Below are 19,183 nucleotides of genomic sequence, written 5' to 3' on the forward strand. Positions count from 1 at the left end.
GGGCATCCGCCGCAGCGTTCCGGCACCGTGAACTCTGGCTAACTCATTCAGACGGGCAGGCAAATTGTCATCCAGCAATCTGATCCGCATTCGCGGAGCACGTCAGCACAACCTCAAGAATCTCGATCTCGACCTGCGCACCGGCGAAATGACGGTCGTGACCGGCCCGTCGGGCTCCGGCAAATCGAGTCTCGTGTTCGACACGCTGTACGCGGAGGGCCAGCGGCGCTACGTCGAAACCTTCAGCGCGTACGCGCGGCAGTTCCTCGACCGGATGGATCGCCCGCAGGTCGAGCGCGTCGACGGCGTGCCGCCCGCGATCGCGATCGACCAGACCAATCCGGTTCGCAGCTCGCGATCGACCGTCGGCACGATGACCGAGCTGAACGACCACCTGAAGCTGCTGTACGCGCGCGCGGCCGAGCTGTTCGACCGCAAGACCGCGCGGCAGGTGCGGCACGATACGCCGGAGACGATCTACGCGGAACTCGTCGCGCGGACGCAGGCGGACGATCCGCGCGTCGTCGTCACGTTCCCGGTCGAATTGCCGGAAGCGGTGTCCGACGAGGAAATCGCGCAATGGCTGTCGGCGAGCGGCTACACGCGCGTGCAGGCGCAGCGCGAAATCGCGTCGCCCACCGGGCCGCGCAAGGTGCTCGACGTGGTGGCCGACCGTTTCCGCGTGCAGCAGGCCGACAAGGTACGGGTGGTCGAGGCGATCGAAGCGTCGCTCAAGCGCGGCGCGGGCCGCGTGAACGTGTACGTGCTGGCGCCGGAGGCGGGCAACGCGGTCGCCGAGCCGCAGGTGTGGCGCTTCTCCACCGGGTTGCACGATCCCGACAGCGACCTGCGCTACGCGGAGCCGCAAGCGGCGCTGTTCTCGTTCAACTCGGCGTACGGCGCGTGCGAAACCTGTCGCGGCTTCGGCCGCGTGATCGGCGTCGATCTCGGCCTCGTGATCCCCGATGCGCGCAAGACGCTGCGCGGCGGCGCGATCAAGCCGATGCAGACGCCCGCGTGGAAAGAGTGCCAGGACGACCTGATGCGCTACGCGGCGAAGGCCGGCATCCGGCGCGACGTGCCGTGGTCCGAGCTGACGGATGCCGAGCGCGACTGGGTCGTCGACGGCTCGCCGGACTGGAACGGCAAGTGGCAGAGCCAGTGGTACGGCGTGAAGCGCTTCTTCGGCTACCTCGAATCGAAGGCGTACAAGATGCACATCCGCGTGCTGCTGTCGAAATACCGCAGCTACACGCCGTGCGACGTGTGCGGCGGCGCGCGCCTGAAGACGGAATCGCTGCAATGGCGGCTCGGCTCGAAAGAGAATGCCGATGGCGTGCTCGCGCCGGCCGATCGCTTCATGCCGCGCGGCGTCGACTGGAGCCGCGCGCAGCTCGAAGCGCTGCCGGGCCTGACCGTGCACGACCTGATGCTGCTGCCGATCGAACGCATCCGGCGCTTCTTCGACGAAATCGTCCTGCCGAGCGCGCTGCTCGACGATGCATTGAAGCTGCTGCTCGCCGAAGTGCGCACGCGGCTGAAATACCTGTGCGACGTCGGGCTCGGCTACCTGACGCTCGACCGGCAGAGCCGCACGCTGTCGGGCGGCGAGGTGCAGCGGATCAACCTGACGACGGCGCTCGGCACGTCGCTCACGAAAACCCTGTTCGTGCTCGACGAGCCGAGCATCGGGTTGCATCCGCGCGATCTCACGCGGATCGTCGAGGCGATGCAGCGGCTGCGCGACGCAGGCAACACGCTGGTCGTGGTCGAGCACGATCCGTCGGTGATGCTCGCCGCCGATCGACTGATCGACATGGGCCCCGGCCCGGGCGCCCGCGGCGGCACGATCGTGTACGACGGCACGCCGGGCGACATTCGTTCCGCGCACACGCTGACGGGCGAGTATCTCGGCGGCCGCAAGCAGGTCGCGCATGCGTCGAACTGGGCGCGCCGTCCGGTCGATGCGAGTACGCCGCGCATCGTGCTCGAAGGCGCGACCGAGCACAACCTGCGCGACGTCACGGTCGAGATTCCGCTGCAGCGGCTCGTGTGTGTGACGGGCGTATCCGGCTCCGGCAAATCCACGCTGCTGCAGGACGTGCTGTACCCGGCGATGGCGCGGCACCACGGCAAGGCGACCGAGTCGCCGGGCGCGTTCCGCCGCCTCACGGGCGCCGATCAGGTCGGCGACGTCGTGTTCGTCGACCAGTCGCCGATCGGCAAGACCACGCGCTCGAACCCGGCGAGCTACGTCGGTGCGTTCGACGAAATCCGCAAGCTGTTCGCGAAAGCGCCGCTCGCGCTGCAGCGCGGCTACGGCGCCGGCACGTTCAGCTTCAACTCGGGCGACGGCCGTTGCCCGACCTGCGGCGGCTCGGGCTTCGAACACATCGAGATGCAGTTCCTGAGCGACGTCTACCTGCGCTGCCCGGACTGCGACGGCAGCCGTTACCGCGCCGAGATTCTCGAAGTGCGCATCGAGCGCGACGGCCGCGCGCTGAACGTCGCCGATGTACTCGACCTGACCGTCAGCGAAGCCGCGGCGTTCTTCGCGACCGATGCCGAGGTGCTGCGCGTGCTGCAGCCGATCGTCGACGTCGGCCTCGAATACGTGAAGCTCGGCCAGCCGGTGCCGACGCTGTCGGGCGGCGAGGCGCAGCGCCTGAAGCTCGCCGGCTTCCTCGCCGAGTCGGCGGCCGCGGCCAACGGGCGCCGGGTCGCGACGGAAGAGGCGCGCATCGCGCGCGCGAAGCTGTTCATGTTCGACGAGCCGACCACCGGGCTGCACTTCGACGACATCGCGAAGCTGATGCAGGCGTTCGGCAAGCTGCTCGCGGCCGGCCATTCGCTGATCGTGATCGAGCACAATCTCGACGTGATCCGCGCGGCCGACTGGCTGATCGATCTCGGCCCGGAAGGCGGCGACGGCGGCGGCCGCGTGCTGTGCGCGGGCACGCCCGACGACGTGAAGGCGTGCGCGGAATCGCATACGGGCGTGGCGCTGCTGCAGTACGACCGCGCGATGGACGGCGAAGCGGCGGTTGCCGACGAAGGCGTGCCGCTGCAGGCCGTGCTGAACGCCGCCCGCGCGCGCCGTGCGGTCGAGGGCGAGGACGTCGTGCGGATCGTCAACGCGCGCGAGCACAACCTGAAGTCGCTCGACGTCGACATCCCGCACGGCAAGTTCAACGTGATCACCGGCGTGTCGGGGTCCGGCAAGTCGACGCTCGCGTTCGACATCCTGTTCCACGAAGGCCAGCGCCGCTATCTCGAATCGCTGAACGCGTATGCGCGCTCGATCGTGCAGCCGGCCGGCCGCCCCGAGGTCGACGCGGTGTACGGCATTCCGCCGACCGTCGCGATCGAGCAGCGGCTGTCGCGCGGCGGGCGCAAGAGCACGGTCGCGACCACGTCCGAAGTGTGGCATTTCCTGCGGCTGCTGTATGTGAAGCTCGGCCTGCAGCACTGCATCCACGACGGCACGCCGGTCACGTCGCAATCCGTCGAATCGATCGCCGCGCAACTGCTGCGCGATCATCGCGGCGAACACGTCGGGTTGCTCGCGCCGCTCGTCGTCAACCGCAAGGGCGTGTACACGGATCTCGCGAAGTGGGCGAAGGCGCGCGGCAGCACGCATCTGCGCGTCGACGGCGAGTTCGTCACGGTCGACCCGTGGCCGAAGCTCGACCGCTTCCGCGAGCACACGATCGAGTTGCCGGTTGCCGATATCGTCGTGTCGCCGGACAACGAAGCGGAGTTGCGGCGCAGGCTCGACGAGACGCTCGAGCTCGGCAAGGGCGTGATGCACCTGCTCGCGCCGCTCGACGGGCTGCACGATGCGATGCGCAACGATCATTCGACCGCCGGGGTCGGCGCGGTCAAGGTGCTGTCGGTCAAGCGCGCGTGCCCGGTGTGCGGCACGAGCTATCCGGAGCTCGACCCGCGGATGTTCTCGTACAACAGCAAGCACGGCTGGTGCACGACCTGCGTCGGCACCGGCGTCACGCTCACGCGCGAACAGCGCGCCGCGTACGACGACACGGTGCTCGCCGAGGATGGCCGCGGCCGCGAACAGACGCTGCCGTCGGACGAGCAGGAGCCGGAGGGCGTCGGCAACGAGCCGTGCCCGGATTGCGGCGGTACGCGGCTGAACCCGACCGCGCGCGCGGTCACGTTCGATGCGCATCCGATCGTCGAGGTCGCGCAATGGACGGTGTCGGACACGCGCCGCTGGATCGACGCGCTGGAACTCGCCGGGCGCGACGCGCAGATCGCGCGCGACATCGTCAGCGAGATCGGCAGCCGCCTCGCGTTTCTCGAGGAAGTCGGGCTCGGCTACCTGAGCCTCGACCGCGCGGCGCCGAGCCTGTCGGGCGGCGAAGCGCAGCGTATCCGGCTGGCCGCGCAGCTCGGCAGCAACCTGCAGGGCGTCTGCTACGTGCTCGACGAGCCGACGATCGGCTTGCATCCGCGCGACAACCAGATCCTGCTGGACGCACTGCGCAAGCTCGGCGACAAGGGCAATACGCTGGTCGTCGTCGAGCATGACGAGGACACGATCCGCCGCGCGGATCACATCATCGACGTCGGTCCGGGCGCCGGCAAGCGCGGCGGCACGCTGGTCGCGCAAGGCGCGGTCGCCGATCTCGCCGCGCAGGCCGATTCGGTGACGGGCCGCCTGCTCGCGCAGCCGATGCTGCACCCGCTGCAGCCGCGCCGCAGCGTGTGCCTGCCGGGCAAGAAGGGCGGGGCGGCGGTGCCGGAAGCGTGGCTGACCGTGCATGGCGCCAGGTTGCACAACCTGCGCGACGTCACCGTCGGCATTCCGCTCGCGCGGCTCGTCGCGGTGACGGGCGTCAGCGGGTCGGGCAAGTCGACGCTCGCGCGCGACGTGCTGATGACGAACCTGCTCGATGCGGTCGGCCGCTCGGTGCTGTCGTCGCCGGCCACGCGCCGCGCGCGCAAGGCGGCACAGCAGGACGCGCCGGCCGCCGAGCGCCGCTCGAGCGTGCTCGCGCGCAGCGCGCCGCGGCCATCGCTGAACGTCACGCATGCGTGGCAGGGCTGCGAGTCGCTGAGCGGCTGGGAGCAGATCGATCGCGTGCTCGAAGTCGATCAGACGCCGATCGGCAAGACGCCGCGTTCGTGCCCGGCCACCTACATCGGCGTGTGGGACACGATTCGCAAGCTGTTCGCCGATACGCTCGAAGCGCGCGCACGCGGCTATACGGCGTCGCGTTTCTCGTTCAATACCGGCGACGGGCGCTGCCCCGCGTGCGAAGGGCAAGGCGTGCGCACGATCGGCATGAGCTTCCTGCCCGACGTGAAGGTGCCGTGCGACGTGTGCCACGGGCAGCGTTTCAATCCGGAAACGCTCGCCGTCACGTGGCGCGGCCGGAACATCGGCGACGTGCTGACGATGGAGATCGACGAGGCGGTGGAATTTTTCGCGCCGATCTCGAACATCGCGCATCCGCTGCAGTTGATGAAGGATGTCGGGCTCGGCTATCTGACCCTCGGCCAGCCGTCTCCGACGCTGTCCGGCGGCGAAGCGCAGCGCATCAAGCTCGTCACCGAGCTGACGAAGGTGCGCGACGACGTCACGCGACGCGGCCAGAAGGTGCCGCACACGCTGTACGTGCTCGACGAACCGACGGTCGGCCTGCACATGGCGGACGTCGCGAAGCTGATTCGCGTGCTGCACCGGTTGGTGGATGCGGGGCATAGCGTCGTCGTGATCGAGCATGACCTCGACGTGATCGCGGAAGCCGACTGGATCATCGATCTCGGGCCGGAAGGCGGGGTGGGGGGCGGCACGATCGTCGCGGCGGCGTCGCCGGAAGCGCTCGTGCAGGTGAAGGCAAGCCATACCGGGCAGGCGCTGAAGCCGGTGCTGGCGCGAACGGCTGCCGAAGGCGCCGAAGCGGCGCGGCAGGGCGCGGCGCGGGTCGGCTGAGCGCGCTGCATCCGGCGAGCGGCCCCGGTGCCTGGCGACGCATCGGGGCCGTGCTTGTTTCGTCATGCGTCGCTCATGTCGACGCCGCTCAACTCCCGTTGACGCCGATCGTCTCGATGATGGTTTCCAGTTGCGGGCTCATCGGCAGGTTGAGGCTCAGGCCCGACGGAAGCGGACGCAGGAACCAGCGCTTGTACTGGCGCGCGATCTCGCCGTCGGCGGCCAGCTCCTGGAACGTGCTCTTCACGAGCTGGGCGAGCTGCGGATCGTCCTTGCGGAACATGATTCCGTACGGGTCGTAGGACAGGAAGTCGCCCACCACGTCGTACTGGCCGCCCTTGTTCGCGTTCTCGGCAATCAGCCCGTACAGCAGCACGTCGTCCGTCGCGAACGCGTCGGCGCTGCCGTTCGCGACGAGCGCGAAGCCCTGCGCATGGTCCGGCACCACCTGTAGCTGGATCCCGAGCCTGAACCGCTCGTTCAGGTCGCGCAGCGCCTTCTCGTTGGTCGTGCCGGCCGTCACCGCGACCTTCTTCCCCGCGAGATCGCGGAACGAGCGGACCGGCGCGCCGCGTTTCACCATCACCTTCGTGCCGGCCACGAAGATGATCGGCGAGAACGCCACGCGTTTCTGGCGCTCGAGGTTGCTGGTCGTGGAGCCGCATTCCAGATCGACTTTCCCGCTGACCACCGCGTCGATACGGTTGTCGGACGTGACCGGCACCCAGCGGATCGTCAGGTTCCGGTTGACCGCATCCTCGATCGACGACACGAGCGCCTTGCACAGCTCGATCGAATAGCCGATCGGCTGGTTGCGCGCGTTCAGGTACGAGAACGGGATCGACGCGTCGCGATAGCCGAGCGCGATCGTGCCGCTGCCGCGCACCTTCGCGAGCGTGCCCGTCAGTTGAGCCGGCGCGACCGGCTCGACGCGCGGCGGCGTCGACGGCGCATCTTCCGCGCGCGCGGTCGCGCCCGTGGCGAGCAGGCCCGCGAGCGCGAGCGCACGCCAGAATCGCTGCATCTTCATCGCCGGGCCTCCGTCAGACTTCCGTCGGATGTGCGATCGTCGCTTCCTGTTCCGCTTCGATGCGCGCCGCGTTGGCGTCGGCTTCCGCTTCCGACAGCAGCTGGCCTTCCCATTTCGCGACCACCGCGCTGGCGATCGAATTGCCCACCGCATTGGTGGCCGAGCGGCCCATGTCGAGGAACGTGTCGACGCCGAGAATCAACAGCAGCCCGGCCTCCGGAAGCCCGAACTGGTGCAGCGTGGCCGCGATCACGACGAGCGATGCGCGCGGCACGCCGGCCATCCCCTTCGACGTGAGCATCAGGACCAGCAGCATCGTGATTTGCGTGCCGAGCGACAGGTGCTGGTTGTACGCCTGCGCGATGAACAGCGACGCGAACGTGCAGTACATCATCGACCCGTCGAGGTTGAACGAATAGCCCATCGGCATCACGAAGCTCGAGATCTTGCGGCGTACGCCGAAACGGTCGAGCGCATCGAGGATCTTCGGATACGCGGCCTCGGAGCTGGCGGTCGCGAACGACAGCATGAACGCTTCCTTGATCAGCACGAGCAGCTTGAACACGCGACGGCCGAGGAACAGGAACCCCGCACAGACGAGCAATGCCCAGAGCAGGAACAGGCTGATGTAGAAGTCGCCCATGAACACCGCGAACTTCAGCAGTACCGACAACCCGTTGACCGCGACGGTGGCGGCCATCGCGGCCATCACCGCGAGCGGCGCGAGCTTCATCACGTAGCCGGTGATCTTGAGCATCACGTGCGACAACTGGTCGATCGCGGCGATCAGGATCTTGCCGCGCTCGCCGAGTGCGGCGAGCGCGACGCCGAAGAACATCGAGAACACGACGATCTGCAGGATTTCGTTGTTCGCCATTGCCTCGGCGATCGATCTCGGCACCATGTGGCCGACGAAATCCTTCAGCGTGAACTTGGACGTCGCGAGGTTCGCGGATGCGCCGATGTCCGGCAGCGGCAAGCCGAGGTTCTCGCCGGGCCGCAGCAGGTTCGCCATCAGCAACCCGAGCAGCAGCGAGACCAGCGACGCGGTGACGAACCAGCCGATCGATTTCGCGAACACGCGTCCGACCGACGCCGCGTCGCCCATGTGCGCGATGCCGACGACCAGCGTGGAGAAGACGAGCGGCCCGATCACCATCTTGATCAGCCGCAGGAACACGTCGGACACGAGCGAGATGTAGCCGGCGATTTCGGCAGCGGCTTTCCTGTCCGGAAAGCTCGTGAAGATCATGTAGCCGATCACGATGCCTACCGCCATCGCGATCAGGATCCAGACGGCTGCAGCATTCTTTTTTCGCATCGTGAGCCTCCCATGCAGCGGTTTCGCAATCGGGGATGGGAGGACGATACAGGACCAGAATCGCGATGAACAGTGCAACCGGGTCCGGGTTTGCGCTAGCGTCGGATATGTCCGGGTGGGCGACGGCGATTGCGCCGGTGGCGCTTCGTGCCTGCGGCAGCGGGCGCAACCGGATACGGATTGATGCGGCGCAGCAGACGGTCCGGCTGCCGGATGGCGGTGGGCCGCCGGGGCGGCGCCGCGCCGTTCGCCCACGCCCTAGGCATGCGCCCGCGGATCCAGCAGGCTCGTGTTGAAATCGCACGCCTGCGCGGCGAGCCGGACGATCCCGGTGGTCAACGAATGGGCGCGTTCGGCGCGATGCAGCGCAACGTAGCCCATCAGGCGGCCGGCGCGACCGACGCGCCCGTGATGCCGTGCCGGCGCAATGAATCCGCGACGAAGCCCGACGCCTTCATCTCCTCGACGAACGCGGCCAGTGCCGCGGCGGCCGCGTCGCCGCGACTCTTCGGCACGCCCATCGCCTGCCGGATCACCATGAAGCGCTCGTCGAGCAGGCGCAGGCCGGGCGTTTTCGCGGCGTCGGCCTCGAGCTGCTGCTTCACGCCGGCCGCCACTTCCAGTTGCTGCTCGACGAACGTCGGCACGACGGCTTGCGACGTTGGGGCGCGCACGATCTGCGCGGCTTTCAATTCGCGGGTGAGGAACAGGTCGTACGCGCTGCCCTTGCCGACGGCCACGCGGTTGTGCGGTTGATCGACGTCCGCGTTGGTGCGGATCGGCGACGCGCTCGGCACGAGATAGAAGCCTTCGATCAGCACGTACGGCGCGGTGAACGCGACGGTTTCGCCGCGCAGCGGATCGACCGCGAAGAAGCCGAAATCGGCGCGGTCGTCGGTCAGCGCCTGCACCGATTTGGCGGCGCCGTCGAACACCACGAGTTCCAGGTCGGCCGACAGGCGCTCGGCGAATGCACGGGCGAGGTCGATCGATACGCCGAACGGTTCCCCCGTTGCCGGGTCGCGGTTCGCGAGGATCGGGTTGCCGAGGTTGATCGATGCGCGGAGCTTGCCGGTGGGGGTGAAGGCGGAGACGACAGCAGGAGCGATGGGCATGAGCGGACTCGCGGGAGGCGTAGGGTCGATAGGGTGACGGGCTGCGCGACAGCGCGCCGATGTCGAGCTTATCACCGGACGCCGGGTGGGGCGTGTCGCGGGCTTGCGTGCGTCGAAACGTCGGGCCGGCCGCGTGACACGGGGGCGCTCGTCCCCGGCTCATTGCCCGTTCGATCGAATTCAAGCCGATCAGGCCGGATAGAGCGCTCCTCGCGATCAGCCCGGCCCGTCGCTGGCGGCCGCGAGCAGCGGCACGACCAGATCGCTGATCGGCGTCGGAATTCCATGCGTTCGTCCGTATCGCTGCACGACGCCATTTCGGCAGTCCCATTCGAGCGGGTGGTTGCCCTGCCGGTCGGCAAGAATCGACGTACCCAAATCGGGCGGAAAACCATGGAAGCCGTCGACGATCTCCTGCGGTACCTCATCGCCCAGCTTCGCGCCCTCCGCACGCGCGACCTCGAGACATTCCCGCAAGTACGCGAGCGACAGTTCGGTGATGTCGCTTCGCGAGAACATGCCGGCGCGGCGACCGGTCAACACCATGAGTCCCGCCACTGCGTTCTGCAAAAGCTTTCGCCACGCGAGCGAGATGAAATCCGCCGCGACCTCGGGCGAGCATCGCGTGCCGCGCAAAGCCGAGACCACCACGTTGCTCGCCGGCGTATCGGGCAGGGTGAGTCGAGGCTTGCCCCGCAGCCACACCGACGCGCCCGATTCGCGCTGTGCCGGAAACCAGACGACCGACGGCACGACCTCGGCGCCGGCCGCATGCGGTGTGAGCGCGGCTTTTTGCTCGACGCCGTTTTGCAGCGCGCAGACGACGGTATGCGCGTCGCATAGCGCGGCGAGCCAGGGCGCCGCGCTCGCCACCTGCGTCGACTTGACCGCGACGAACACGACGTCGACCCTTTTCTCGACCGCTTGCGGATCGGTCAGTACGGGCCCGGGCACGACGATCTCGCCGCCGTCGAAGCGCAACGTCAGGTGCGCGTGCGCCGAGCGGCCGCAGATCACCGGCGTGCGGCCGGCTTCATGAAGGGCCGCGGCGACGGTCGTGCCGATTGCGCCCGGACCGACGAGGGCGACGCTCGGGTAGTCAGACTTCGTCATGGTGTTCATCCTGTCGAGTGATCTGCCAGATAGGGGCGCAGTGCGAGGGCGAGCGGGAAAATCGCCAGCGCGGTCAACGCGGTCGCATAGGTGGCGCCGTGCACGCCGATCCTGTCGCCCAGGAAACCGTAGAGAACCGGAGATATCGCGCCCGACGCGATCGTCCCAGTATAGAAAATCGCGAATGCGCGCTCGGTGCGCTCGGGCGCAGACATTTCGGGGACGGTTCCGTACAGCACCGACGACGTGCCGTTGAGCATCATGCCCAGGATCGGCAGCAGCACCATGGTCAGCGTCAACGGAAGATACATCGTCGCGACGATGCACACAGCCGTACCGCCCTCCGTGAGCAGCACCGTCCTCACCATACCCATGCGCGCACCGAGCCAGCCGCACATGAATTTGCCGGCCGCCCCTCCGATGAAAACGAGTGCAAGGGCCGTTCCCAGCAGGTGAGGCGAGACGCCCTTTGCCTGGAGCAGGAAAGGCAGAAAGGTAAGCAGTCCCATGCGTACGGCCGTATCGAGCACGCCGATGGAAAACAGCGCGGCGAATCCGCTTCTTCCCGTGCCGCCGCGTCGCGCAGACGCGGGCTCTTTTGCCGGCGCCGTTGCGGCGCCGCGCGGCACGGCGGGAAACCAGAGCGCGATGACGGCGGCCACGACGCAGCCCAGTCCGGCGACGATCCAGAGCGCGTGACGCCACGACATCATCGTGACGAGCAGCGAAATGACGGCCGGCAGTGCCGATTTCCCCAGATCGCCGGAAAAGTTGTAGATGCTCAGTGGGCCTCTCGCGTTGCGCCCGTAGATGCGGGAGACGGCGCCCGATGCGATCGGATGCTGCGTGCTGGAGCCGCCGCCCGAAATCGCCAGTGCGACGCCGAGGCCGAGCAGGCCGCCCGACAGGCCCGCGATCGCATAGCCGAGCGCGGCGAGCAGCGTACCGACTGCGAGCGTCGCGCGGCTGCCCAGACGTTGTGCGAGACGCCCGGCGGACAACTGCAGCGTCGCCATCGTGCCGGCATAGACGCCGCGCAGGATAGCCAGCGCCGCAAAGTCGAGCCCGAATTCCGACTGCCACACGGGTAGCAACGCGTAAATCATGTCCGTATAGCCGTCGTGCATGGCATGGGCAATGCAGGATAGCCACAGCACGCGCGGCCGCGATGGTGACGTCTCCCGTACGACGGGAGGGGAAAAAACCGGCAAGCGCATCGTCATTCTCTCCGGACGAGCGGTGGATGAAAGGCCGCTCGTGGTCTGTTTTTCAAGCGCGACGGGTAAATTCTATGACCGGGATGCCGGCCGTTTCAATTGAGCTAAAATCCCGTCGACAGAGAGAAAAAGTCACGTCATGAACGAAAACCGAGGCGCCGCGAAGCACCGGGACGAGTTGCCCCCGCTCAATGCGCTGCGCGCTTTCGACGCGGTTGCCCGGCACGGCAGCTTCGCGGGTGCCGCGGTGGAACTGCACGTTACCCATTGGGCCGTCGGAAAACAGATCAGGTTGCTGGAGGACTGGTTCGGCCTGCCGTTGTTCGATCGGCGCCCGCGTGGCGTCGTGCTGACCGACGAAGGGGCCGCGTTGCTGAACGACGTCAGTCACGCGTTCGAGCGCCTGGGCACCGCGGTGGTGCGGCTGCGCCACAACCCGTTCGCGCACCGGATATCGGGCGTAGTGCGGGTGAATGTGCCGATGAGCTTTGCGCTTTGCTGGCTGTTGCCGCGGCTCGCCGATTTCCATTCGCGGTATCCCGACATCGACGTCAGGGTGTCGACGACATCGCGCAAGCTGCGCTATGTCGCGGACGCTTTCGATATCGGTGTCCGCTCCGGGCCGGAGCACGGCGCGGGCGTCGTGTCGCGCCCGTTGATGCCCGACCTGCGCATACCGGCCTGCAATCCCGCGTTGTTGCGCCAGCATCCCATCCAGAGCGCGACCGACCTGCGCCATCACACGCTGCTGCATTCGGCCACGACGCGCTCCGCCTGGTCGCACTGGTTGAAGGAAGCGGGGGCTTCCGATCTGCGAGCCGCGCGCCATGTCGAATTCGATCACGTGAATCTTCAGCTTGGCGCGGCCGTCGAAGGGCTCGGCGTGGCGCTGGCGTCGCTGCCGCTGATCGCGCGCGATCTTGCCGAGGGGCGCCTCGTGTGTCCCATCGCATCGCCTGTATGGCGCGCCGACGACTACATGCTGGTGACGAACGCCGATCGCGCCGACGATGCGGCCGTGTCCGCGTTCGACGCATGGATGGAAGGCATGGCGAATCAGGAGGGGGCCAGCGCAAGCCCGTTGTTAGCGTGAACAGGCCCTAGGCTTGCGGATCAGAGCGGGCGGTGATGCGGCGCCGCGAGCAAACGAAGTCTCATGGGTTCTTAGGTTTCCTGATCACGGGCAGGAAACCGAACGTCGATTTCCCCAATGAAAGCGTGCTTCGCCGGAGTAGTGCGGCCACTACCCCGGACTGGCGGATCGGCGATCAGAAGCCGTGGAACATGCCGATGTTGACCTGAACCTGGTTGCCGCCCGACGAGGTGTTGCCAAAGTCGGCAGCCGAAGCCTGCGCGCCCTTGGCATGGACGTAGGCGCCCATCGCGTACAGCGCGGTACTCTTCGACAGCGAGTACGTCGCACCCAGCGACACCTGGTTGATCGAGGCCATCGTGCGACCTTCGGCCGCTTGCGTGGGCGTGGCCGCGGAACCGTATACATACGTGTAACCCGTCGCCAGCGACAGCGCCGGCGTGACCCGGTACTGCAGGAGCGCACCCAGCACGTTGAAGTGGATCGACGGCTGGCCGTCGTTGCCCTGGTACTGAGCGTTCGAATAGCGCAAGCCCGCCGTGTACGGACCGACCTGGTATTGGGCGGCGATTTGTGCGATGCCCGCGCTCTTGAACGCATTGCCGCCGTTGTAGCCCGAACTCGGATAGCCGAGCGCGCCACCGAAACTCGGTTGAGCGGTTGCGTTCAACCAACCGTTCTCGCCCTGGTTGGCCGCGTGAAAGTAGCCGCCGGCGACCGTCAGGCCACCTTGAGCGTAGGTCGCGGCCGCCGACCACGATTGACCCGAGCCCATTGAACCGGCAACGCCGCCGAACGAGTACGCACCTTCAGCCTGGAAGCCGTGGATGATCGGCGAGATGTACTTCACCGCATTGTTCTGGTTCGTCGTGTTGTCGTTGTTGTCGACGTCGCCCGGCGTCGAGAACGTCGACGCGGAAATGGCGTCGCCCGTCAGGACCTGAACCATTTCCGTCACGGCATCGAGCTGGCGCCCCATGCGCAGCGCGCCATACTGATCGGATGCGAGACCCACGTAGGCCTGGCGGTTGAACAGCGAACGCGTGGAACCGATGGGCCCTTGGCCGCCTATGCCGCCTGTGGCGATGTTGAAACCATTCTCGATCTTGAATACCGCCTGGAGGCCGCCCCCAAGGTCCTCTTGCCCCCTGAGGCCCCACTTGTTCGAACCCGAGGCGCCGCCGTCGAGACCGAACCGGCTGTGGCCATTGATGTTCGACGTATAGCCGATACCGGCATCGAGCATGCCATACAGCGTGATCGACGACTGGGCCATGGCTGCCGAAGATGCTGCGAAGGCGGCAACGGCGATGACGCTGATGTTGATTTTCTTGTTTTTCATCTGCATTTCACGGTCAGGGGTGGTTTCGGGATGGATTGAAACGGCTTTTGTCGTATTCACGGCTTGCGCGTCGTCTCGGTCGTGACGGCCGGCGTCATGTTCGCCAAAGCGGCATATCGAGTTCGATCATTTCGTGATCCTTAAAAATATGCGTGGAGAACCGCAGAACTGCTCGACCGTCGAACGCCATGCTCGCGCCATACTTGCGCGCCAGGCCGGCGGCGGCGAAACCGGAGGTTGCTCCACCTGCGACGAAAGACGAGCTGGAAATATCGGCGATCCTTGCGGACGGACCGAGCGTCCGGTTCAGCCACTGGCGACGTGCGCCAATCGTTTCGCGGAGCGTCAATGAGACGTGGTCGCGCTTTGCAAGTGGAAAAACCATATCAGGAACATAAATTCCCGTCAAAATTTGTTTGATATAAGTTAATCTCGTTTGATGACCTGGCGCCTTACGGAGTTTCCCTTATAAGGGTCGGCCGAGAATGAAGTGTTATCGAGGTGCGCGCCATCACGCTGATGATGTCGGCGACGGCAAGCGAATGCGGGTGAGGGGCGATAGCGGGCTGCAAGAGCTGCTACGAAGAGCAACGACCTAGGAAAGGAAAGTACCGGTCGGCAGTGCGTGGTGGCGACTGCACAATATCAGTCAAATTCGGTCGTTCGACCAGCGGAGAGCCGCCGCCGAAAATCGGTCGCCAAGGTTAGTCCTTGGTAACCGTTCCATTTTCTCCCGGATTGCAATAATCGAAGCGGAAAAGGCGATCGTCGAGTACCTGTCCGTATTGGCCGGAAACTCGCGAGACGAGCGAATGACGCTACCGTGCGGCTGTGCGCTGAAGGGGGTGGGCGTTGCGACAGCCGTCGTCGCACGCGAACTCGATCTTCGCGCGGGCGAACGGGCTAATGAGAACGCTGGGCGAACCGGTATTTCCGGGCCAGCAGCCAGCGCCCGGTATCGATCGCCGGTGGCGGCGATCGAACTTCGATCGCAGACGAAATCAGCCCGCGATTTCGCGTTGCATTAGATAGAATTTCATGTCGTCGCGGCCATGCATTGAAATCGGTATCGGATCGCGTTCAAAGCCGAGCATTTCGTAGAACGGGTATGCCGATTCGCGCGCGGTACACCAGAGCAGGGTGCCGCGCTGTTCGCGAACGTGGCGAATGGACAGATTGACGAGCAGGCGTCCGAATCCCAGGCCGCGTACCGACGGATGGACGGCCATGCCGCGCAGGCGCCACGCGTCAGCGTTCGAAACGCCGGATTGCGCTTCTTTACACACCGATGCCACGGCAACGATATCGTCGTTGTCACGAACGGCAAAATGCAGGGTCGCTGGGGCGTTATCTCCGTCCAGCGCGCTGCCCTCTTCATCTCCGGCCATCAAGACTGCGGCCCTCAGGGGATAGGTTTCTTCTGCACGGACGGCACAGATGGTAAAGCGCACATCTTGTGAAGTCATATAATTATCGGCTCTCTTCGTGACGCAGATTTTCTTCCAATTCTCTTTCGGCATACCCACTCGCAAAATTAGCAGTTGCCGGGCACGCCCAGTAAGGGTAATTTCCTATCAGTTTCTTTTTTGAATCATACGCTAACTGCGATCACAGATGACGTCGAAAGTCTCGACAGATGCAGAACTGGCCTACGACGAGATTCGATCGAGGATCTTCGACGGCCGTCTTGCGCCTGGGCAGAAAGTATCCCACCGAGGCCTGTCGGACGAACTGGGTTTCGGCCAAATGCCGGTGCGCAGCGCATTGCATTTGCTCGAATCCGAAGGGCTGGTCGTCGTGATCGAAAAGAGCGGCACTTATGTCGCGTCGCCGACGACCAGCGATCTGCGCGAAATTTTTGAAATGCGGCTGGCCCTGGAGAGTACCGCAGCGTTTCTTGCAGCGAGATCGGGCGTCACGGCAGGCCTTCGCGAGGCGGCGGAAAAAATGCGGAAGCTGGTCGACCAGGACGTTTCGGACATCATGCTCGAACAGCGTATCGGTTGGGTGTTTCATCAAGAGTTGTTTGCTGCCGCACGGAACGTGCGAATCTCATCGGCGTATGGTCTATTGCGGGCTCAGACCTTGGCCCTGAACGAACTCCCGCGCGGCGACGCCGAAACCGTCCGGCGCGGCACGATCGAGCACTTGCACATCTTTCACGCAATCGAAGCGAACGACGGCGAGCTTGCGCGTCAGCATATGTGGAATCACATCGTTGACGGTACGCCGGCACGGATAAAACTGCTAAAGGCGCGGCATGAACACGAAAAATAAAGGGCTTTCTCTTCCGATGCAAATGCTTGGCGGCCTCGTGCTGGGCGCCGCCTGCGGCGTGTTTGCGCCGGGCTTTGCCGCGAAGCTGGGTTTTCTGAGCACGATGTTCGGCCACGCGATCAAGATGGTCGTCATGCCGTTGATCTTCCTGTCGGTCACGGTCGGGGTCTTTCGTGCGGGCAGGCTTCGCGAGCGGCTTGGCAAGGTCGCACTGTTCAGCATCGGCTTCTTCGTCTGCATGACGGGCCTGGCCGCATCGTTCGGGCTGCTGCTCAACTTCGTGTTTCGACCGGGTCTCGGGGCGAGCATGACGCACTCTGGATCGATGCCCGCGGCGCTCGCGTCCAGCATCGACTGGACGAAATTTCTCGTCGATTTGATCCCCGCCAACATCGTCGCCGCGCTTTCCGCAGGGAATTCTCTCCCGGTGCTCGTGTTCGGCGTCATTTTCGGCGCGGCATTGTCGGCTGCCCCGGAGCGTGCCGAGCCCGCGATCGCCGTTTTCGAGGCGCTGCTGTCGGGGCTGTTCAAGATGATCCAGTGGGTGATCGCATGGTCGCCGCTCGCGATCTTCGCCGCGATCGCGCAGTTGTTGTCGGCCAAGGGCTTCGCGGGCGCGCATTCGCTCGTCGAGCTGCTGGGCGTGGCCTATCTCGGCATGGCGGTGCTGGCGGTGGTGCTCACCATCGTCATTCGCGTCGCCGGTCAGTCGCCGCTTGTCGTGCTCAGGAAGGTGAGGGAACCGCTGATCCTCGGTTTCACGACGCGTTCGTCCGAAATCACCTATCCGCTGCACCTGAAGAAGCTGGTGGAACTGGGCGTGCCGTACGGCGTGGCGTCCACGATCTTGCCTCTGGCCTATATTTTCAATCGCGACGGCGCGGTGCTCTATACGGCCCTCGCGGTCGGCTACCTGGCCGACGCCTATCACCTTGCCTGGTCCTGGCCGCTGGTGATCACGATTCTGATCCTGACGATCGTCACCATCGACGGAGCGGCCAATGTGCCGTCCGGGGCGATCGTGGCCATCACCATCGTCCTCACGTCGATCGGCTTGCCGGCCGATGCGGTGCTGCTGCTGTTGGGCGTCGACGCCTTTTTCGACATGGGGAGAACCGCCCTCAACGTCTACGGAAGCACGGCGGCAGCGGCTGTTGCGGTGAGGCTTTCCGGTTCGGACAGTATGGCCGCGGAGACCGTGACGCGTCAGGCAAGCGCGTAGCGTAGGTGCGTCGAAACCGCCGGGGGCCGCGCGTTTCGGCGTTGCGCGCGCCCGGTGCGAGGCGCCGGCGTGCGGCCGCTCGGGCATCCGGGCGCGGCGAGGACCGGGTTGGATGAACGAGCGTATCGATCGAGTGGTAGTGGGTAGAGCAACGTATCATTGCAGGAGAAACATGATGGTTGGTTCGGAATCCGCAGATTTTTTCATGCTGCGTTTAGGCACGCCGCATCCGTCGTGGACATTCACCGATGACAGCAACATGATCGGCATTGTCGATTGCGACGGGGTGATGAGCGCCACGTTCGAGCTGGATCGCAACCAGGTCGCACGGATTCGAGGATTGGGCCGATCGGTGGAGAGAATCAAGTGTACGTGCGAGCGCGCCGGCCGGGAGCTGCACTTTTATCTCCATGGCAGACGGGTGTCTCAGGGCGTGTGGGCCGGGGTCGCGTCGGCCGATCCCGACTATCTGCCGACCGACGCGATGATCGCAACATGGGACGTGCCGAAGGCAGTCGATGCGTTCAGGTTGACGGACGTCGGTGCAGACATGATCGCTTCGGTTAGCCCGGCCTGAACTGCGATCACAGTTTGTGCGCGGGCTCGAGCCGGAACGCCACGATCGGCGTGACCGATCGTTCGACATGTCCATCTGTCTGCACGCGTACGTCGTCTGATGCATGCGGTCCTGGCACACTCAACCTCGGATCGCCAGGACCGATTTGCTGGCCAGTTCATCGGTCAGCGCTTTTTATTCATTGAGCCGATTGAATCGGTTCGCTTGCTGCGCGCCCTCCGATCAGGAGGGCGCGCGGCGCTGAGATCTCCTTCGAGCGAAGACGCCGCGAGTCGGCACGCGAGCGCGACGCATCGAGCTGCCCGGAGGAGATCGCATCGTCCTCGATGCCCGGGTGGCGCCGCACCGCCAAGCCGGGCGCTCGCCTTCCCATGCCTTCCCCCAGCCTGATTACCATGACCCCAACCTTCGTCCCCGTCACGCACGCCGACGCCGAAACCCTCGTCGCGATCCGCATCGCCGCGATGCGCGACAGCCTCGAACGCATCGGCCGTTTCGATCCGCAGCGTGCGCGCGACCGGTTTCTTGTGTCGTTCGACCCGGCGCTCTGCCGTTTCATCGAAGTCGACCATTCGCGTGCGGGCTTCTACACGCTCCGCCCGATGGCGGATCACTGGTTGCTCGACCACCTGTACATCGTGCCCGCGCATCAGGGGAAGGGCATCGGCGCCGCCGTGTTGCGCGAGCTTCTTGCCGAAGCCGACGCACACCGGATGCCCGTTCGCGTCGGCGCATTGCGCGGCAGCGACGCGAACCGCTTCTACGAACGGCACGGCTTCGTGCGAACCGACGAAGCGGAGTGGGACATCTACTACCGGCGCGAACCCGGCGCGTCGACGACATAGCGTGCGTGCGATGCAGGCCGGTTGAAACCGACACGCGCACATTAGCGTTTCCACCAATGTGGAAAATGCGGA

14 protein-coding genes are annotated in these 19,183 nt (G+C 65.6%); 6 read left to right on the forward strand and 8 right to left on the reverse strand.

All coding sequences use genetic code 11. The features are described from left to right. Window positions 1-64 precede the first annotated feature (64 nt). Complete coding sequence (gene uvrA, locus WS96_RS01350; RefSeq protein ID WP_059830072.1) at window positions 65-5,959, forward strand: excinuclease ABC subunit UvrA; 5,895 nt, start codon at window positions 65-67, stop codon at window positions 5,957-5,959. An 88-nt stretch (window positions 5,960-6,047) separates the two neighbouring features. Here uvrA and WS96_RS01355 read toward each other — a convergent pair whose 3' ends face one another. The 5 genes from WS96_RS01355 to WS96_RS01375 form a co-directional block, all read right to left on the reverse strand. Beyond that, the gene (locus WS96_RS01355; RefSeq protein ID WP_059780687.1) at window positions 6,048-6,989 is read right to left on the reverse strand and encodes an amino acid ABC transporter substrate-binding protein; all 942 of its coding nucleotides are present in this window, start codon (window positions 6,987-6,989) and stop codon (window positions 6,048-6,050) included. Window positions 6,990-7,002: 13 nt separating this feature from the next. Continuing rightward, window positions 7,003-8,310 carry a dicarboxylate/amino acid:cation symporter gene (locus WS96_RS01360; protein ID WP_059780688.1) on the reverse strand — a complete coding sequence of 436 codons (1,308 nt, stop codon included), beginning with the start codon at window positions 8,308-8,310 and terminating at the stop codon, window positions 7,003-7,005. 380 nt (window positions 8,311-8,690) lie between these two features. Beyond that, window positions 8,691-9,425 (reverse strand): ABC transporter substrate-binding protein, encoded by a 735-nt coding sequence (locus tag WS96_RS01365; RefSeq protein WP_059830074.1) that lies wholly within the window; start codon window positions 9,423-9,425, stop codon window positions 8,691-8,693. 216 nt (window positions 9,426-9,641) lie between these two features. Then, window positions 9,642-10,538, reverse strand: coding sequence for an oxidoreductase (locus tag WS96_RS01370; RefSeq protein WP_059830184.1), 897 nt, complete (start codon window positions 10,536-10,538; stop codon window positions 9,642-9,644). Window positions 10,539-10,543: 5 nt separating this feature from the next. Next, window positions 10,544-11,755, reverse strand: a complete 1,212-nt coding sequence (locus tag WS96_RS01375) for an MFS transporter (RefSeq protein ID WP_059830186.1) — start codon at window positions 11,753-11,755, stop codon at window positions 10,544-10,546. Between the two features lie 139 nt (window positions 11,756-11,894). Here WS96_RS01375 and gcvA point away from each other — a divergent pair, with 139 nt between their 5' ends. Continuing rightward, complete coding sequence (gene gcvA, locus WS96_RS01380) at window positions 11,895-12,848, forward strand: transcriptional regulator GcvA (RefSeq protein ID WP_059830076.1); 954 nt, start codon at window positions 11,895-11,897, stop codon at window positions 12,846-12,848. 175 nt (window positions 12,849-13,023) lie between these two features. Here gcvA and WS96_RS01385 read toward each other — a convergent pair whose 3' ends face one another. The 3 genes from WS96_RS01385 to WS96_RS01395 form a co-directional block, all read right to left on the reverse strand. Continuing rightward, window positions 13,024-14,190, reverse strand: a complete 1,167-nt coding sequence (locus WS96_RS01385; protein WP_059830188.1) for a porin — start codon at window positions 14,188-14,190, stop codon at window positions 13,024-13,026. Between the two features lie 94 nt (window positions 14,191-14,284). After that, window positions 14,285-14,575 carry a hypothetical protein gene (locus WS96_RS01390; RefSeq protein ID WP_059830078.1) on the reverse strand — a complete coding sequence of 97 codons (291 nt, stop codon included), beginning with the start codon at window positions 14,573-14,575 and terminating at the stop codon, window positions 14,285-14,287. 616 nt (window positions 14,576-15,191) lie between these two features. Next, window positions 15,192-15,656, reverse strand: a complete 465-nt coding sequence (locus WS96_RS01395; RefSeq protein WP_059830190.1) for a GNAT family N-acetyltransferase — start codon at window positions 15,654-15,656, stop codon at window positions 15,192-15,194. Between the two features lie 148 nt (window positions 15,657-15,804). On the opposite strand from WS96_RS01395, the gene WS96_RS01400 reads away from it, so the two are divergent. The 4 genes from WS96_RS01400 (at window position 15,805) to WS96_RS01415 (ending at window position 19,111) form a co-directional block, all read left to right on the forward strand. Then, complete coding sequence (locus WS96_RS01400; RefSeq protein WP_059830080.1) at window positions 15,805-16,467, forward strand: GntR family transcriptional regulator; 663 nt, start codon at window positions 15,805-15,807, stop codon at window positions 16,465-16,467. Further along, window positions 16,451-17,689: a dicarboxylate/amino acid:cation symporter gene (locus tag WS96_RS01405; RefSeq protein WP_082720145.1), complete on the forward strand. Its 1,239-nt coding sequence runs from the start codon at window positions 16,451-16,453 to the stop codon at window positions 17,687-17,689. The genes WS96_RS01400 and WS96_RS01405 overlap by 17 nt, the downstream gene beginning before the upstream one ends. 172 nt (window positions 17,690-17,861) lie before the next feature. Further along, window positions 17,862-18,266 carry a hypothetical protein gene (locus WS96_RS01410; RefSeq protein WP_034208998.1) on the forward strand — a complete coding sequence of 135 codons (405 nt, stop codon included), beginning with the start codon at window positions 17,862-17,864 and terminating at the stop codon, window positions 18,264-18,266. Window positions 18,267-18,661: 395 nt separating this feature from the next. Then, entirely contained in the window at window positions 18,662-19,111 is a 450-nt protein-coding gene (locus tag WS96_RS01415) for a GNAT family N-acetyltransferase (protein WP_059830084.1), read from the forward strand. The last annotated feature ends 72 nt before the right edge of the window (window positions 19,112-19,183 follow it).

The organism is Burkholderia sp. MSMB1835 (assembly GCF_001526365.1).
Lineage (GTDB): Bacteria > Pseudomonadota > Gammaproteobacteria > Burkholderiales > Burkholderiaceae > Burkholderia.

Excerpts from the sequence above, each read along its gene's own strand:
- WS96_RS01355 (WP_059780687.1), bottom strand. The coding sequence starts at position 6,989 with ATGAAGATGCAGCGATTCTGGCGTGCGCTCGCGCTCGCGGGCCTGCTC.
- WS96_RS01360 (WP_059780688.1), bottom strand. The coding sequence starts at position 8,310 with ATGCGAAAAAAGAATGCTGCAGCCGTCTGGATCCTGATCGCGATGGCG.
- WS96_RS01365 (WP_059830074.1), bottom strand. The coding sequence starts at position 9,425 with ATGCCCATCGCTCCTGCTGTCGTCTCCGCCTTCACCCCCACCGGCAAG.
- WS96_RS01370 (WP_059830184.1), bottom strand. The coding sequence starts at position 10,538 with ATGACGAAGTCTGACTACCCGAGCGTCGCCCTCGTCGGTCCGGGCGCA.
- WS96_RS01375 (WP_059830186.1), bottom strand. The coding sequence starts at position 11,755 with ATGCGCTTGCCGGTTTTTTCCCCTCCCGTCGTACGGGAGACGTCACCA.
- gcvA (WP_059830076.1), top strand. The coding sequence starts at position 11,895 with ATGAACGAAAACCGAGGCGCCGCGAAGCACCGGGACGAGTTGCCCCCG.
- WS96_RS01385 (WP_059830188.1), bottom strand. The coding sequence starts at position 14,190 with ATGAAAAACAAGAAAATCAACATCAGCGTCATCGCCGTTGCCGCCTTC.
- WS96_RS01390 (WP_059830078.1), bottom strand. The coding sequence starts at position 14,575 with ATGGTTTTTCCACTTGCAAAGCGCGACCACGTCTCATTGACGCTCCGC.
- WS96_RS01395 (WP_059830190.1), bottom strand. The coding sequence starts at position 15,656 with ATGACTTCACAAGATGTGCGCTTTACCATCTGTGCCGTCCGTGCAGAA.
- WS96_RS01400 (WP_059830080.1), top strand. The coding sequence starts at position 15,805 with ATGACGTCGAAAGTCTCGACAGATGCAGAACTGGCCTACGACGAGATT.
- WS96_RS01405 (WP_082720145.1), top strand. The coding sequence starts at position 16,451 with ATGAACACGAAAAATAAAGGGCTTTCTCTTCCGATGCAAATGCTTGGC.
- WS96_RS01410 (WP_034208998.1), top strand. The coding sequence starts at position 17,862 with ATGATGGTTGGTTCGGAATCCGCAGATTTTTTCATGCTGCGTTTAGGC.
- WS96_RS01415 (WP_059830084.1), top strand. The coding sequence starts at position 18,662 with ATGACCCCAACCTTCGTCCCCGTCACGCACGCCGACGCCGAAACCCTC.